At 70.9% G+C, this 14,632-nt stretch carries 9 protein-coding genes; all 9 read left to right on the plus strand.

Going from position 1 to position 14,632, the window contains the following annotated elements; all coding sequences use genetic code 11:
- The first annotated feature begins 4 nt into the window (after positions 1–4).
- Positions 5–1,528 (plus strand): arabinosylfuranosidase ArfA, encoded by a 1,524-nt coding sequence (gene arfA, locus H4W31_RS19870; protein WP_192768034.1) that lies wholly within the window; start codon positions 5–7, stop codon positions 1,526–1,528.
- Positions 1,525–3,285 (plus strand): family 43 glycosylhydrolase, encoded by a 1,761-nt coding sequence (locus H4W31_RS19875; RefSeq protein WP_192768035.1) that lies wholly within the window; start codon positions 1,525–1,527, stop codon positions 3,283–3,285. Before arfA ends, H4W31_RS19875 begins: the two co-directional genes overlap by 4 nt.
- A gap of 149 nt (positions 3,286–3,434) precedes the next feature.
- Complete coding sequence (locus H4W31_RS19880) at positions 3,435–4,841, plus strand: coiled-coil domain-containing protein (protein WP_192768036.1); 1,407 nt, start codon at positions 3,435–3,437, stop codon at positions 4,839–4,841.
- Positions 4,842–4,964: 123 nt separating this feature from the next.
- Positions 4,965–5,522 carry an MMPL family transporter gene (locus H4W31_RS19885; protein ID WP_192772828.1) on the plus strand — a complete coding sequence of 186 codons (558 nt, stop codon included), beginning with the start codon at positions 4,965–4,967 and terminating at the stop codon, positions 5,520–5,522.
- 11 nt (positions 5,523–5,533) lie between these two features.
- Positions 5,534–6,004, plus strand: coding sequence for a sensor histidine kinase (locus H4W31_RS19890; RefSeq protein WP_318783282.1), 471 nt, complete (start codon positions 5,534–5,536; stop codon positions 6,002–6,004).
- A 114-nt stretch (positions 6,005–6,118) separates the two neighbouring features.
- Positions 6,119–6,571 (plus strand): amphi-Trp domain-containing protein, encoded by a 453-nt coding sequence (locus tag H4W31_RS19895; RefSeq protein ID WP_192768037.1) that lies wholly within the window; start codon positions 6,119–6,121, stop codon positions 6,569–6,571.
- A gap of 274 nt (positions 6,572–6,845) precedes the next feature.
- Entirely contained in the window at positions 6,846–9,167 is a 2,322-nt protein-coding gene (locus H4W31_RS44310) for a rhamnogalacturonan lyase (RefSeq protein WP_192768038.1), read from the plus strand.
- A gap of 65 nt (positions 9,168–9,232) precedes the next feature.
- The gene (locus H4W31_RS19905) at positions 9,233–10,030 is read left to right on the plus strand and encodes an SAM-dependent methyltransferase (protein WP_225945604.1); all 798 of its coding nucleotides are present in this window, start codon (positions 9,233–9,235) and stop codon (positions 10,028–10,030) included.
- 211 nt (positions 10,031–10,241) lie between these two features.
- Positions 10,242–14,531, plus strand: coding sequence for a GH92 family glycosyl hydrolase (locus tag H4W31_RS19910; protein WP_404825721.1), 4,290 nt, complete (start codon positions 10,242–10,244; stop codon positions 14,529–14,531).
- Positions 14,532–14,632: the final 101 nt, after the last annotated feature.

Below are 14,632 nucleotides of genomic sequence, written 5' to 3' on the forward strand. Positions count from 1 at the left end.
ACCCATGCTCGCCGCATCCGTTGTCCTCGACCCTGCCGCCGTGGTGGCGCCGGTCAGCCGCCGCACGTTCGGCTCCTTCGTGGAGCACATGGGGCGGTGCGTCTACACCGGCATCCACGAGCCGGGCCATCCGCAGGCGGACGAGGACGGCTTCCGTACCGACGTACTGGCCCTGACCCGGGAGCTGGGCGTCACGATGGTCCGCTATCCGGGCGGCAACTTCGTCTCCGGGTACCGCTGGGAGGACGGCGTCGGGCCGGTGGCGCAGCGACCGCGCCGACGGGACCTGGCCTGGCACAGCATCGAGACGAACCAGGTCGGCATCGACGAGTTCGCCCGTTGGGCGGCCAAGGCCGACGTCGAGATCATGTACGCGGTGAACCTCGGCACCCGGGGCGTCCAGGAGGCGCTGGACGTGCACGAGTACGTCAACCACGCCGAGGGCACCCAGCTGTCCGAGCTGCGCCGGGCCAACGGGGCGGCGAAGCCGTACGGGATCACGCTCTGGTGCCTCGGCAACGAGCTGGACGGCCCGTGGCAGACCGGCCACAAGACCGCCCAGGAGTACGGCCTGCTCGCCGCCGCCACGGCAAGGGCGCTGCGCTCCGCCGAGCCGGGCCTGGAGCTGGTGGCCTGCGGCAGCTCCAGCTCCGCCATGCCGACCTTCGGCAGCTGGGAAGCCACCGTGTTGGAGCACGCCTACGACGTGGTGGACTACGTCTCCTGCCACGCCTACTACGAGGAGTTGGACGGGGACCTCGGCTCGTTCCTGGCCAGCGCGGTCGACATGGACCACTTCGTGGACAGCATCGTGGCCACGGCCGACAGCGTGGGCGCCCGGCTGCGCAGCAAGAAGAAGATCAACATCTCGTTCGACGAGTGGAACGTCTGGTACCTGTCCCGGTTCCAGGGCCAGGAGCCGCGCGCCGACTGGCCGGTGGCGCCCCGGGTGATCGAGGACGAGTACAACGTCGCGGACGCGGTCGTCGTCGGCAACCTGCTGATCTCCCTGCTCCGGCACAGCGACCGGGTCACCGCCGCCTGCCAGGCGCAGCTGGTCAACGTGATCGCGCCGATCCGTACCGAACCCGGCGGGCCGGCCTGGCGTCAGACGATCTTCCATCCGTTCGCCAAGACCGCGGCGCTGGCCCGGGGGAGCGTGCTGCACACCCGGCTCGACTCGCCGACGTACGCCACCGCCCGGCACGGCGAGGTGGCCGTGGTCGACGCCGTCGCCACCTACGACGGTGAGGACGGCGACCTGGTGATCTTCGCCGTCAACCGCGACCAGACCGATTCCGTGGAGTTGACCGTGGACCTGCACCTGTTCAACGCGGACCTGCACCTCGCCGAGGCGTGGACCCTGACCGACGACGACCTGCGGGCCACCAACACGCGGGAGCAGCCCGACCGGGTCACCCCGGTTCCGGCGCAGCGGGTGACGGTCGACGGTGGCACGCTGCGCGTCGTACTGCCCCGGGTGTCGTGGAGCGCGATCCGGCTGCACCCGGCGCGGGCCACCCGATGAGCCGCCGACCGCCGATCCGGTGGGCCGTACTGGCCACCACGACGGCACTGCTGCTGGGCACGGTCGCGCCGGCACCGGTGGCCGCGGTGGGCGTACCGGCCGGGTCGAAGGGCGTACCGGTGGCGGTGTCGCCGGTGGTCGCGTCCGGTTCCGGGCGGCCGTCGCCGGACCCGATCGCGCACGATCCGACCATCATCAAGCAGGGCCGGTACTACTACGAGATCATCACCGGTGACATCGGCACCCGGACCTACCTGCCGATCCGCCGCTCCACCGACCTGGTGCACTGGACCGTCCTCGGCACCGTCTTCGACACCCCGCCGCAATGGGTGGTCCAGGAGCTGGGGATCACCCCGGGCGACTTCTGGGCGCCGGACGTCAACTACTTCGACGGCGAGTACCACCTCTACTACGCGGCGTCCTCGTTCGGCACCAACAACTCGGTGATCGGGCTGGCCACCAACGCGACGCTGGACCCGGACAGCCCGAACTACCGGTGGGTGGACCGGGGCATGGTGATCCGGTCGTCCAGCACGGACAACCACAACGCGATCGACGCCGACGTCGTCTTCGACGCGGCCGGCGTGCCGTGGATGTCGTTCGGGTCCTTCTGGGACGGCATCAAGATGCGCCGCCTGGACGCCTCGACCGGGCTGCTGTCGCCGGCCGATCCGACCCTCTACTCCCTCGCCTCCCGGGGCGGTGCCGCGATCGAGGGGCCGTCGATCGTCCGCAAGGGCCGGTACTACTACCTCTTCGCCAGCTTCGACTTCTGCTGCCGGGGAGTGAACGCCGACTACCGGGTGGTGGTCGGGCGGTCCACCAGCGTGCACGGCCCGTACCTGGACCGGGCCGGCGTGCCGATGTTGGCCGGCGGCGGCACCGAACTGCTGCGCGGCTACAACGGCTTCCGGGGCACCGGCGGTGGCGACGTGTACCTCGGGTCGGGGCGCGGCCGGTCGGGTGCCGACCTGTACGTCCACCACTACTACGACGCGGCCGACCAGGCACTGCCGAAGGGCTCGGTCCGGACGATCTCCTGGGCCGGCGGCTGGCCGACGCTGGGCGAGCCGCGCAGCGGCAACCGTGGCTTCGGCCGGGGCGACGCGTACGTCAACCTGGTCGGTCGGGACGGCGGGGCCGTACTGACCAACCGGAACTGCGGGTACGAGGGGGCCGACATCGGGCTGGACGCCCCGGTGCCCGGCGACCCCTGCCAGCAGTGGCGCCTGGAGGACCGGGGCGACGGCCAGGCCAGCATCCTCAACCGGCACAGCAACAAGGTGGCCGAGGTGGCGGCGTGCGTCAACGCCGACGGTGCCCGGGTCGCGCAGTGGGGCTGGCTCGACAACGACTGCCAGAAGTTCCGGGTCGTGGCCACCGACGACGGCTGGTCCCGGATCGAGAACCGGATCGCCGGCCGGGTGCTGGACGCCTGTGCCCGCCCCGGTGCGGCGGTACAGACGTTCACCTGGCGCGGCGACGCCTGCCAGCAGTTCCGGCTGCAACCGGTGGGCGAGGTGCTGATCACCGACCTGGCCAACCGGCGGCTGCTCGGCGGTGCACGGTGGCGGTTCGTCCACGTGACCGAGGGCTACTACCGGATCGTCGACCAGCGGACCGGGCGGGCGCTGGCCGCGACCGATCGGCCGGGCCCGGGCGCGCAGTGGCGGATCGAGGCGCTGAACAACGGGGCGTACCGGTTGGTCACCCGGGACGGCGGCGCCGTACGGGAGGTGCTCCTGCTGACGCCGTAGCGCTGGGTGACCGTCGGAACGGATCCGGTCACGAAAATGTTCCGGATCCTGGATCTGCCGTCGCCGGCAGGTATGATCCGCCGGTTGAGCCCACCCGCGGCTTGGCTCAGACGCCGGTACCGGGCTCACGATCGTATGGAGGATGGCGCATGTCCCGAGGCCAGGAGCTGTTCGACCTACACGAGGACACGGCTACGCGACCGACCTTCGAGTCGGCGCTGCGCGGTTACGACAAGCGGCAGGTCGACCAGTACGTGGCACAGGCCGGCCGCGACATCTCGAAACTGACGGCCGAACGCGCCCAGGCGTTCAGCCACATCCAGAATCTGACCTCGCACATCCAGCAGATGCAGGCGGAGCTGGGCGAGCTGCGTGACCGGCCGCCGCAGTTCGACCGGGCGTCCTTCCGCGACCTGGGCCCGATGGTCGACACGATCCTGGCGACGACCGAGAAGCAGGCCGAGGCGATCATCGACGCCGCCGGGCAGCGGGCGGCCGAACACCAGGCCGAGGCGGAGCGTTTTCTCGCCGAGACCCGTGAGCAGGCCGACCGGCTCAGGGCCGAGGGCGAGGCCGCCCAGGAGCGGGCCGAGCAGGAGGCCAGGCGGATCAACGAGCGCTGCGTCCAGCAGGTCGAGCAGGCCCGGTCCGAGGCCGAGGCGACGCTGGAGCAGGCGCGGGCGCAGATCCAGCAGGAGATCGAGGCGGCACACGCCCAGACCCAGCAGGAGCTGGCGCAGTGGAAGGCGAACGTGGAGCGGGAGGTCGGCGAGCGGCGTACCGCCGTCGAGTCGGACCTCGCCCGCCAGCAGGAGCGGGGCGAACAGGAGAACGCCAATCTCCGCGCCGAGGCGCAGCAGTACGCGACCGAGCTACGCCGGCACGCCGACGAGCAGGCCGCCGCCGCCCAACAGCAGCTCAGCGCCGTGGTGGAGGAGCTTGAGTCGCGCCAGCAGTCGTTGGCCCAGCTACAGGCCGCGCAGGAGACCGCGCAGCAGCGGCTCACCCAGACCCGCCAGGACGGTGCGATGGCGGAGAACGCGGTTTCCCAGTTGCAGCAACGGTTCGGTGAGATCAGGCAGGAGCTGACCGGCCAGCTCAACCGGCTCGACGAGGCTCGCCGGGCGGCCGAGACCGCCGAGCGGCACGCGGTCGAGGTCCGGGCCCGAGTGCAGCGCGAGGCGAAGCGGGTGGCAGACCGGGCCGCTGCGGCGGTGATGGCGGCGGCGGCGATCAGCGGCGAGACCGGCGAGTACCGGATGGTGGCGGTCCGGCCGGAGGCCGAACAGACCCCCGACGAGGCGCCCGAGCCGCCCGCCGCGCAGGTCGAGCCGGAGTCGCCCGCGCCGCCCGCCGAGGACCACCGGCAGTCCGTCGAGGATCACCGGCAGCCCGTCGAGGACCACCGGCAGCCGGTCGAGGACCACAGATCGCTGTTCGAGGACCACCGGCAGCCGGTCGAGGACCACAGATCGCTGTTCGAGGACCACAGGCCGCCGGTCGAGGACCACAGGCTGCCGGAGGAGGTCGTCGCGGTGCGCCACTACACGAGCTAGGCGTACTGCCGCCGTTCGAGATCGTGCTGGGTTCCCCGGTCGAGGCGCCAGGGATCGGTCGTCAGGCAACCGTCAGGTTCGCGGGCGCCGGGTCGTCAGGCACGGGCGGTGTGATGAGGCTCCTTGGTCCACGACCGCTGGGAGTTCATCGTCATGGCCGCATTGCTCTACCGGCTCGGTGCATGGATCTGTCGTCACCGCGGGACCGTCCTGGTGGCCTGGCTGGCCGTGCTCGTCGCCGCCGGGGCGCTCGCCGCCACCATCGGCGGATCGTACGTGGACGACTTCTCGCTCCCTGGCTCGCGCGCCCAGCACACCCTGGACACCGTCGCCGAGCGGTTCCCCGCCTCGTCGGGCGCCTCCGCACAGGTGGTGTTCGTCGCACCCGCCGGCCAGAAGGTGGCCGAGCGCAGAGCCGTGATCGAGCAGACCCTCGCGGCCGCCGCGAAGGCGCCGCAGGTGGCCGGGGTCGTGGACGCGTTCGCCGCGAAGACGGTCTCGCCGGACGGTCGCGTCGCCCTGGCCCACGTGGACTACCACGAGAACCGCGCCCAGGTGGAGGGCGGCGCCCTCGATGCGCTGGAGGACGTGTTCCGGCCGGCCCGCGAGGCCGGCCTGCGGGTGGAGTTCGGCGGGTCGGCTTACGGCGACTGGCCCACCTCGACGCGGCCCGGCCGCTGAACCGTGGGCCGGTGGACGTGGTGGCGCTGGCCGGCGAAGTGGTGGACGACGCCCGGGTGGTCACCGCTGACCGAGCCATCACCCTGCGAGGGGCAGCGGAAGCGGCCGTCGACGGGGACAGTCCGCGCATCCAGCAGGTGCTGCGCAACCTCGTCGGCAACGCGGTGCAGCACACCCGGCCCGGTTCGCCGGTCAAGGTCACGGTCAGCGCCCAGGATGGGCAGGTGGTGGTCGCGGTACGAGACGAGGGTGACGGGATCGCGCCGGAGCATCTGCCGCACGTGTTCGAGCGTTTCTATCGCGCCGACCCCAGCCGCAGCCGCAACGGCGGTGGCTCATCGGGTCTGGGTCTGGCCATCGTCGAGGCGATCGTGACCGCGCACGGCGGCACGGTCGGGGTCAACTCGGCGCTCGGGCAGGGCACCACCGTCCGGGTCACCTTTCCGGCCACCGCCGCCCGGCGGGCGGAGCAACACCAGTGATGATCTCGAAGGGCGCCGCCGTACCGGCTGTCCCGCCGTACGTCAGCGCGGGCGGCGCGGTCTGCACTGCCCGTGCCGGACCCGTTCGGGGTCGGTCCTCAATGGAGTGCGAGCATGTCGGGCATGGAAATCTACGAGGACGCCCGTACGGTGTCGCGGGCCGATCTGGCCGCGTGGCTGCGTCAACTGGCCAGTCAGTTGGAGTCCGGCGCGCAGATCTTCTACGGCGCGGCCGGGGCGGTCGCGGTCGCCGACCAGGTCCACTGTGAGCTGGAGATCGAGCGCGAGGACGGGGAGATATCGGTCGAGATCGAGTTCAGCTGGGCCAGCCCTGAGCCGGCCGCCCCGGCGGACACGGCCGGCGAGGACGACACCGCCGACGAAGACGAGAGCGAGAACGAGGAGACCGGGGACGCCGTAGCGGCCGAGGAGACGCCGGAAACGCCGGAGACCCCGGCCGTGGCCGCGACCACCACCGACGGCGACGCGGAAAGCAGCGCCGGAACGCCCCCCGCCACCGCCCCGACCGGAACCGACCAAGGTACGGAGCCGGCCGGGAAGGCGTGACCGGCCTCGGCTGAGGTGTATCAGCGGGTGCAGGGGCCTGCTCGCCATCGCGGCGGGCGGGCCCCGATCCGTGGGAAACCTCCCGTGCCGGATTGACGGGCAAACCGGCACACCTCGGCTCAGGCTGCCGCGATGGGCGTGGAACGCGTCTTGACAACCACCAGGCTCATCCATAATCTTCGGTCGATTGTATCGTTTCAGTCAGCTCCACCCTGGAACCGCTCAGCCCCTTCACCTGGGCCGGGTCGCCGGCACGCGACATCAGGAGAAATCCATGGGACCTCGTACCGGAAGATCTCCTGCGGCGCGGATCACCGCGGCGCTGGTGGCCTGCGCATCGGCGACCGCCCTGCTGGTCGGCGGTCCGACGGCGGTCGCCGCGACGCCCGGCGGCGGTCACAACCCGAAGGGTCCCGCGCTCGAAGACCTCGACCGTGGCCTGGTCGCCGCCGCCACCGGCGAGGGAGTCTTCCTCAGCTGGCGGCTGCTCGCCCCCGAGGTCTCCGGGCGGTCCCGCACCGGGCTGACCGGGGCCGACTTCCACGTCTACCGGGACGGGCGGCGGATCGCCACCGTCACCGACAGCACCAACTACCTCGACCGGGCCGGTACCGCCGCCGCCTCCTACCGGGTGGCGGCCGTGGTCCGGGGTCGTGAGGTCGACCGCAGCCGGGCGGTGTCGCCGTGGGCCGGCGGGCACCGGGACCTGCCGCTGCGCAAGCCCGCCGACGGCGTCACCCCGGCCGGCGAGGCGTACACCTACTCGGCCAACGACATCAGCGTCGGCGACGTCGACGGAGACGGGGCGTACGAGTACGTCGTCAAGTGGGACCCGTCGAACTCCAAGGACGTCTCCCAGGTCGGCTACACCGGGCCGGTGTTCATCGACACCTACACCCTCGACGGCACCCTGCTGCACCGCATCTCGCTCGGCGTCAACATCCGCGCGGGTGCCCACTACACCCAGTTCCTGGTCTACGACTTCGACGGCGACGGCCGCAGCGAGATGATGTTCAAGACCGCCCCCGGCACGAAGATCACCCGGTACGACCGGACCGGTGCCGTGGTCTCCGAGCGGTACATCACGATGCCCCGGGAGGACGTCCGGGCGGGCTACTCGCACACCGACGACTACCGGCTGACGCCAGCGGCGTACCGGGAGAAGCTCGTCGAGCTGTTCCAGGGTTGGCACCGGCATCCGGAGGTGCTGGCCGGGCGTTGGCCGGCGACCCTGGAGCAGGCCTTCGGCATCGCGCCGACGTACGCGTACCCGCTCTCCCGTACCGACGCCGAGGCGCTGACCGACCACTTCATCGACGTCTACGCCCCGGCACGCAGCACCCGTAACGCGCTCCGCTCCTTCCAGGGCTTCATCGTCGACGGGCCGGAGTACCTGAGCGTGTTCGACGGTGCCACCGGCCGGGAGCTGGAGACCATCCGGTACAAGCCGGGCCGGCACGACGACGGGCTCATGTGGGGCGACTACGCGATGAGCCGGATCGAGCCGGGCAACCGGGTCGACCGGTTCCTCGCCGGGGTGGCGTACCTGGACGGCCGGCACCCGTCGGCGATCTTCGCCCGGGGTTACTACACCCGCGCGACGCTGGTCGCCTACCGCTGGGACGGCAGGCGGCTGCGCGAGAACTGGTACGTCGACAGCGGCTGGGTGCCGATGACCAACCCGTTCAACGACGGCCCGCACGGTAGAGAGGGCACCGATCCGGAGTACGGCACCCTCACCACCCAGGGCGCGCACTCGCTGAGCGTGGCCGACGTGGACGCCGACGGAAAGCAGGAGGTCGTCTACGGCGGGGCGACCATCGACCACGACGGCAGCCTGCTCTACAGCTCGTACGGCGTGCTGCCGCCCGGTAGCGCCAACCCCGGGGCGATGGCGAAGGTCGGGCACGGCGACGCGATGCACGTCACCGACATCGACCCGAACCGTCCGGGCCTGGAAACCTTCATGGTGCACGAGGGCGCGACCGGGGCGCCGTACGGCTACGCGCTCCGGGACGCCGCGACCGGCGAGGTGATCTACGGCGGCTACACCGGGGTGGACACCGGCCGGGGCATGGTCGGCGACGTCGTACCCGCCGAGCCGGGGCTGGAGACCTGGGCGTCCGTCGTCGTCGGCGCGCCCACCGGGCCCGGCCTGCGGACGGCGGACGGTGACCTGCTCGGCACCAGCATCCCGGGAACCAACCAGAGCATCAGGTGGGCGGCCGACATGACCACCCAGATCGTGGGCGGCGCCCTTGAGGTGACCCCGACCATCGACGACTGGCAGCGCGGCCGGCTGTTCACCGCCGAGGGGACCCGGACCAACAACGGTACGAAGGGCAACCCGGGCCTGGTCGCGGACGTTCTCGGGGACTGGCGCGAGGAACTGCTGACCCGGACCGCCGACAGCTCCGCGATCCGGATCCACCTCAGCACCGAGGTGACCGACCGCAAGCTCTACACCCTGATGCACGACCCGCAGTACCGGGTCGAGGTGGCCCGCCAGCAGACGACCTACAACCAGCCGTCGTACCCGAGCTTCTATCTCGGCTCGGACATCGACTGGTCGCGGGTCCCGGTGCCGGGGCGCTGATCGCCGTACCGGAGGTTTAAGATCGGCGAGCGTCAGCAGACTTCGCACGGAAGGCGGGATCGGCCTTGCCCGAACAAAATCACGCACCGTCCGGAATCGACACGACGCAGATGAGCCACGCCCGCGCCTACGACTATGTGCTGGGTGGCAAGGACAACTTCGCGGTGGACCGGGAGGCCGCCCGGCAGGTCATCGCGCTGGCACCGGACCTGCCCGCCCTCGGCAAGGCCCAGCGCAGGTTCCTGCTGCGCGCCACCCAGATGTGCGCCAACGCCGGGATCGCGCAGTTCCTCGACGTCGGCGCCGGCATCCCCACCTCGCCGAACGTGCACGAGACGGCTCGGGCGATCAACTCCGACGCCCGGGTGGTCTACGTCGACAGCGACCCGATCGTGTTCGTCCACAACCGTGCCCTGCTGGCCACCGACGACAAGATGGCCTCGATCCAGGCCGACGTACGCCGGCCGGAGCAGCTCTTCGACGACCCGCAGGTACAGCGCCTGATCAACTTCGACGAGCCGATGCTGCTGCTGTTCATCGGCCTGTTCCACCTCGTCACCGACCAGGAGGACCCGGCGGCGCTGATCGCCCGGTTCCGGGACCGGATGGCGCCGGGCAGCCACATCTGCATCTCCCAGTTCTGTGTGGACGGCAGTGACCCGGCGGCCAAGGCCAAGCTGGAGGAGATCTCGGTCAACTCCCCGGCCCCGATGACCTTCCGGCCCCGGGCCGAGATCGAGAGCTTCTTCGACGGCTTCGAGCTGCTGCCGCCCGGAGTGGTCGACGTGCAGCAGTGGTGGCCGGACGAGACGGCCGCCCCGACCATGCTGAAGGTCGCGGCCGGCATCGGCCGGAAGCGGTAGTACCCGCCACTGCCGGAATCGGCCGGGCATGACGGTCCCCGCCGCGGCATCGGCGGGAGACGGTGGCCGACGGCGCCGGGCGACTTCTCCCGGTCCGTCCGGCTAGGCGGCAAATCCTTGACAATGTCGTCTCGTGGTCGAACGCTCATGTGATCTCCGTTCGGGTGTGCCATCCACACCCGACCAACCCCCTCCATGGGAGATCCTCATGATGCTGTCCAGACGTGCCCTTCCCGTGGCGCTCGTCGCCGCGATCGGCCTGGCGGTGCCCGCCGGACCGCTTCCGGCCGGGGCCGCGCCGCCGGGCGGGACCGAGTTCCACTCGTCGCTGGAGGCCGGCGACCCCCAGCCGAGCTGGACCAACACCGCCGAGGTCGATTCCTCCGGCCGGAAGAGGATGTCCGGCGTGACCGGCAGCCCGGCGACCGGGATCCCGGGCAACGTCACCGACCGGGCGACCGAGGTCACCGGCAGCGGCGAGAATCCGCCGAACGAGACCGCGTCGCGGGCCGTGGACCAGAACATCAGCACCAAGTGGCTGGTCTTCGCGTCGTCCGGCTGGATCCGGGTACGCCTCGACGAGCCGGTCGCGATCGTGCACTACGCGCTGACCTCCGCCAACGACGCACCCGAGCGCGATCCGCGAAGCTGGACGTTGCAGGGCTCCGCCGACGGGGCGGAGTGGACCACTCTGGACAGCCGTACCGGGCAGGAGTTCGGCGAGCGCTTCCAGACCCGGGAGTACCGCTTCGAGAACAGCACGAAGTACCCGTACTACCGGCTGAACGTCAGCGCGATCGGCAGCGGCGGCATCACCCAGCTCGCCGAGTTGCAGCTCTCGGACGGCGACACCACCCCGCCGCCGGTGACCGACATGCGCGGCTTCGTCAGTGGCGGCCCGGTGAACGGACCCACCATGAAGCCGAACGTCGGCTGGACCGGGCGCAACGCGTTGCAGTACTCCGGCGGGCAGACCGTCGACGGCCGTGGGTACGCGTACAACCGGGTCTTCGACGTGGACGTCCAGATCACCCCGGACACCGAGCTGTCGTACGTGATCTTCCCCGAGCTGACCGCGCAGGACCTGGACTACCCGAGCACGTACGCCGCGGTGGACCTCGCCTTCGACGACGGCAGCTACCTGAGCGACCTCGGCGCCGTCGACCAGTACGGCTTCGGCCTGAGCCCGCAGGCGCAGGGGGCCTCCAAGTCGCTCTACGCCGACCAGTGGAACGCGAAGCGGTCCCGGATCGGGGCCGTCGCCGCCGGCAGACGGGCGGTACGGATCCTGGTCGGGTACGACAGCGGCACCGGCACCGGCGTCTTCAACGGCTGGCTGGACGACATCCGGCTCACCGCCCACCCGGTCCGGCCGAGCGTCGCCCGGCTCTCCGACCACGTGCTCACCACCCGGGGCACGAACTCGACAGGTGGCTTCTCCCGGGGCAACAACATTCCGGCGACCGCCGTGCCGCACGGGTTCAACTTCTGGACCCCGATGACGAACGCCGGCTCGACCGACTGGCTCTACGACTACCAGCGCGGCAACAACGCCGAGAACCGGCCGACCCTCCAGGCGTTCACGGTCAGCCACGAACCGAGCCCGTGGATGGGGGACCGGCAGACCTTCCAGGTGATGCCGTCGGTGGCCGAGGGGGTGCCGAGCGCCGACCGGGCCACCCGGGCGCTGTCGTTCCAGCACGCCAACGAGATCGCGAAGGCGCACCACTACGGCGTGACCTTCGACAACGGGCTGGTCACCGAGATCGCCCCGACGGACCACGCGGCGATGTTCCGGTTCACCTTCCCCGGAGACCGGGGCAACCTGATCTTCGACAACGTCAACAACAACGGTGGGCTGACCATCGGCGACGGTGGTGAGATCACCGGCTACACCGACGTACGCAGCGGGCTGTCCAACGGCGCCACCCGGATGTTCGTCTACGCCGTGGTGGACCGTCCGGTGGTGGCCAGCGGCCGGCTCACCGGCGGCGGCGGGAACAACGTCACCGGCTACCTCGGCTTCGACACCAGCGCCAACAAGCAGGTGCAGATGCGGATCGCCACCTCACTGATCTCGGTCGACCAGGCCCGCCGGAACCTGCGCAACGAGATCGCCGAGCGCGACACCTTCGAGACGGTACGGGAGCGGGCCCAGCGGCTCTGGGACGACAAGCTGCGGGTGATCGAGGTCGAGGGCGGCACCGACGACCAGCTCACCACCCTCTACTCCAACCTCTACCGGCTGTTCCTCTACCCGAACTCGGCGCACGAGAACGTCGGCACCCCGGACGCGCCACGGTGGCGGCACGCCGTGCAGTCCTCGGCCACGTCGTCGATCCCGATCACCTCCACCCCGACCGAGACCGGGGCCGAGGTGGTCGACGGCAAGGTGTACGTCAACAACGGCTTCTGGGACACGTACCGGACCACCTGGTCCGCGTACACGCTGTTCACGCCCGGGATGGCCGGTGAACTGGTCGACGGGTTCGTGCAGCAGTACAAGGACGGCGGTTGGGTGTCCCGCTGGTCGTCGCCCGGGTACGCGAACCTGATGACCGGAACCAGCTCGGACGTCGCCTTCGCGGACGCGTACGTCAAGGGGGTCCGGAACTTCGACGTGAAGGCCGCGTACCAGGCGGCGGTCCGCAACGCGACGGTGGCCCCGCCGGGTGCCAACCCCAACAACACCAGCGTGGGGCGGAAGGGGTTGCAGACGTCGATCTTCGCCGGCTACACCTCGTCGGCGGTGTCCGAGGGCGTCTCCTGGGCCCTGGAGGGTTACGTCAACGACTTCGGCATCGCCAACATGGCGACGGCACTGGCGGAGGACGCCGGCACGCCGGAGGCCGAGCGGGCCGGCTACCGGTCCGACGCCGAGTACTTCCGGAACCGGGCCCAGAACTACGTGCACATGTTCGACCCCGGGGTGGAGTTCTTCCAGGGCCGGAACGCGGCGGGGGAGTGGAAGTCCGACCCGGACGACTACGACCCGAAGGTGTGGGGGCACGAGCACGACTACACCGAGACGAACGGGTGGAACTTCGCGTTCCACGTACCGCACGACGGGCAGGGCCTGGCCAACCTGTACGGCGGTCGGAACGCCCTCGCCGACAAGCTGGACGAGTTCTTCGCCACCCCGGAGACGGCCAGGTTCCCCGGCTCGTACAACGGGACGATCCACGAGATGATCGAGGCTCGGGACGTCCGGATGGGCATGTGGGGGTTCAGCAACCAGGTGTCGCACCACATCCCGTGGATGTACACCTACGCCGGGCAGCCGGCGAAGACCCAGGCGAAGGTCCGGGAGGTGCTGTCCCGGATGTACCTCGGCAGCGAGATCGGGCAGGGCTACGCCGGTGACGAGGACAACGGCGAAACCTCGGCCTGGTATCTGTTCAGCGCGCTGGGCTTCTATCCGCTCCAGGTGGGCAGCGCCGACTACGTGATCGGTTCGCCGCTGTTCCGCAAGGCGACCGTGCACCTGGAGAACGGCCGGGACATCGTGGTCAACGCGCCGGAGAACAGCGCCGGCAACGTCTACGTGCAGGGGCTGCGGGTCGACGGCGTGCCGTACGACCGGACCTCGATCTCGCACGCCGACCTGGTCGACGGTGCGGTGCTGGACTTCCAGCTCGGTCCCGTTCCGTCGGGTTGGGGGACCGGGGCGGCGAGCGTGCCGACCTCGTTGACCGAGCCCGGTGCGCCGGCCCGGCCGCTGGCCGACATCACCGTCAAGGGCGGACCGGCGGCGCTGACCGACGACACCTCGGGCACCGAGGCCGCCCTGAACACGGCCGTCACCTGGTCCGTTCCCGGTACGCCGGAGCTGGTCACCCAGTACACGCTCACCTCCGGGGCGAACCCGGGTGATCCGCGGGGCTGGCGCCTGGCGGGCTCGTACGACGGAAAGAAGTGGACGGTGATCGACACCCGGGCCGAGCAGACGTTCCCGTGGCGGGCCCAGACCCGGGCGTTCACCGTCGAGCGGCCCGGCCGGTACGCGTACTACCGGCTGGAACCGACCGGGTCCGACGGCGCGGTGACGCTGGCCGAGGTCGAGCTGCTGGCCAAACCGGCGCCGGAGTGCACCCGGGCGGTGACCGGTTCCCGTAGCGGCCCGCTGACCGTCTCCACCGGGGTGACCTGCCTGTCCGGGGCGACCGTCAGGGGCCCGGTGACGGTCCGTGCCGGTGCCGCGCTGTACGTCGACGGTGGCAGCATCGCCGGCCCGGTCTCGGCGACCGGTGCGGCGGCGGTCGTGCTGCACGACGTCGAGGTCGGTGGTCCGGTCTCGGTGGTCGGGACCTCCGGCGCGGTCGGCATCGAGCGGGCCAGCATCGGTGGTCCGGTGACCCTGGTCGGCAACGCCGGGCCGCTGGTCGCGGCGACGACGATCGGTGGTCCACTGTCCTGCGTGGTCAACGAGCCGGCCCCGGTCGGCAACGGACTGCCCAACACGGTACGGGGCCCGGCCGGCGGGCAGTGCGCCGGAATGTGACGATCGGTGGATAGCAGCGGGGCGTCCGGCGGCTGCCGGGCGCCCCGCATCGGGTAGACCGGAGCTTGACGCGAGCGTAATGGTTAAGTTAACTAACTGAT

The sequence above is a fragment of the Plantactinospora soyae genome (genome assembly GCF_014874095.1).
Lineage (GTDB): Bacteria > Actinomycetota > Actinomycetes > Mycobacteriales > Micromonosporaceae > Plantactinospora > Plantactinospora soyae.

Coding starts and splice junctions, on each gene's coding strand:
- arfA (WP_192768034.1), top strand. CDS start 5: ATGCTCGCCGCATCCGTTGTCCTCGACCCTGCCGCCGTGGTGGCGCCG.
- H4W31_RS19875 (WP_192768035.1), top strand. CDS start 1,525: ATGAGCCGCCGACCGCCGATCCGGTGGGCCGTACTGGCCACCACGACG.
- H4W31_RS19880 (WP_192768036.1), top strand. CDS start 3,435: ATGTCCCGAGGCCAGGAGCTGTTCGACCTACACGAGGACACGGCTACG.
- H4W31_RS19895 (WP_192768037.1), top strand. CDS start 6,119: ATGTCGGGCATGGAAATCTACGAGGACGCCCGTACGGTGTCGCGGGCC.
- H4W31_RS44310 (WP_192768038.1), top strand. CDS start 6,846: ATGGGACCTCGTACCGGAAGATCTCCTGCGGCGCGGATCACCGCGGCG.
- H4W31_RS19910 (WP_404825721.1), top strand. CDS start 10,242: ATGCTGTCCAGACGTGCCCTTCCCGTGGCGCTCGTCGCCGCGATCGGC.